The organism is Prevotella conceptionensis 9403948, assembly GCF_000312305.1.
Classification (GTDB): Bacteria; Bacteroidota; Bacteroidia; order Bacteroidales; family Bacteroidaceae; genus Prevotella; species Prevotella conceptionensis.
The window spans coordinates 152,274-154,232 of the sequence record NZ_HE999443.1; the positions used below are offsets into that span (position 1 = coordinate 152,274).

The 1,959-nt window shown below is 55.0% G+C and carries 2 protein-coding genes; both read left to right on the forward strand.

The window, feature by feature from the left end; translation table 11 throughout:
• A partial coding sequence (locus tag BN93_RS00490; RefSeq protein WP_044259295.1) for a DUF6850 family outer membrane beta-barrel protein occupies positions 1 to 861 on the forward strand: 861 nt, incomplete at its 5' end.
• A gap of 46 nt (positions 862 to 907) precedes the next feature.
• On the forward strand, positions 908 to 1,959 hold a 1,052-nt coding region (locus BN93_RS00495), incomplete at its 3' end, for a M16 family metallopeptidase (protein WP_198007479.1).

Genomic DNA, 1,959 nt, shown 5'->3' on the forward strand with positions numbered 1-1,959 from the left:
CGCATCGACCGATTGGACTTTATGGCCTACGAACTGATGGGATTTGGCATGCACCGAAAGACGGGTAAGCTGCAAAACCGCGAGATGCAAGCCAACACCTACGGGCACGAACTGTCGCTACAAGCCAGCTTTACCCGAAACGAAACGACGCTTTGGGCGCGCGCCAGCTATCTGGCCCAACGCGACAGCATACGTCGTAGCCGAACAAAAAACGTGTCGGCCAACCTCCTTTCCACCTATAACCTCCGTCAGACGCGCATTCTTGCGGGGTTAATTCATCCCCTTTCGCCCGCTCTTCGCCTGCAAACCACAGCCCACGCACACTTTACCAAGGGGTGGGATAGGCTAGACAACATCCTTGGCGGACAGAAAAACTACGTGTATAGCCATCGCGACATCGGCGTGAACGCCTTGCTCTACCATCGCTTTACCTCGCAGCGGCTCGACCTATTTGCACTCGATGCCACCGCCGAACACGAGAAACGACAAGACGGAGCCACGCAACACACCCTCGTTCGCGATGCCTTTCATCTCGCTGCAGCCTATCGTTCGCAACGTCCCTTGCCTCGAAACTTCGCCTTTTTCTATGGTGCAAGCCAAGCGTTCACCCTGCCCAAGGCCTCGTTAAGCTACCCTTCAACGCAAGAAACGGTGTTCTCTACCCAACTAGCACTTCCCCTGCAACGTTTCTACGCCACGTCTACGGCCAGCACACGCATAGCGTTGGGCACGGCAAAGCGTTTCGCCCACTATCAGCTAACGCTCTCATTGGCCTACCAATTGGGCTATGTGCTTAAAGCCCAACCCACCATTCACGGCACGCGCCATAATTTTGAGGCCGCCCTTGGCTTGGCTTTCTAATGGGCCACAGTCCTATATCCAACAGCGACAACACCCTTTTGCGGAAATGAAAAAATACCTCTTTATCCTTGCTCTCGCCCTGTTTGCCCTTTCGGCAAACGCCAAACGCACACAGGCAACACTGTCCACCGACCCCAACCTGCATGTGGGCAAGTTGCCGAATGGCCTTACCTATTATATACTTCGCAACAGCACACCCCCCAATCGCACCAATTTCTACCTCGCCCAATGCGTTGGCTCGCTGCAAGAGAGCGACAACCAACGCGGCTTGGCTCACTTCTTAGAGCACCTTTGCTTTAACGGCACGCGCCATTTCCCATCCAATACGCTCGCGGCTTACCTCGAAACGCTTGGCCTAAAATTCGGTCAAAACATCAACGCCTATACCGGAATGGAGCGCACCGTCTATCATCTCAACAACGTTCCCACAGCGCGCGCCTCGGCCTTAGACAGTTGTCTGCTTGCACTTCGCGACTGGGCATGCGACATTTCGTTTTCTCTCGAAGAGATAAATAAGGAACGTGGCGTGATTAACGAAGAGTGGCGACAACGCAATTCGGCCACGGCACGTATGATACAACGCAATCTCCCGCACCTTTACCCCAACAGTTTGTACGCTCGTCGCGCCCCAATTGGCTTGATGGAAGTGATAGATACCGTTGGCCCTTCCACCCTTCGGCAGTATTATCACCGCTGGTATCATCCCCAAAACCAAGCAATTATCGTGGTGGGCGATGTGGATGTGGCACGCACGGCCAAACGTATCGAGGCACTTTTCGCCCCCATACGCCCCACCAAGGCCGCGCGCCGACCCGCCATTGTGCCCGTTGCCGACAACGCCAAGCCCATCGTCGTGGTGGATAGCGACCCCGAACAGCGCACCACGCTTGTGCAAGTGTTCTGCAAAATGCCGCCCATAACGCCTGCTTTCAAAGCCTCAAGCACTTATCAACGCCTCTTAGTGCGCCGCTCTTTGATGATGTCGATGTTGCGCATGCGCCTTGCCGAGCAGGTGGTTAAGCTCCAATGCCCCTTCACGCAGGCCGTGGTGGGCTATGGCGTATATCTCTATGCCTCCTCAAAATACGCCTTCAAGTA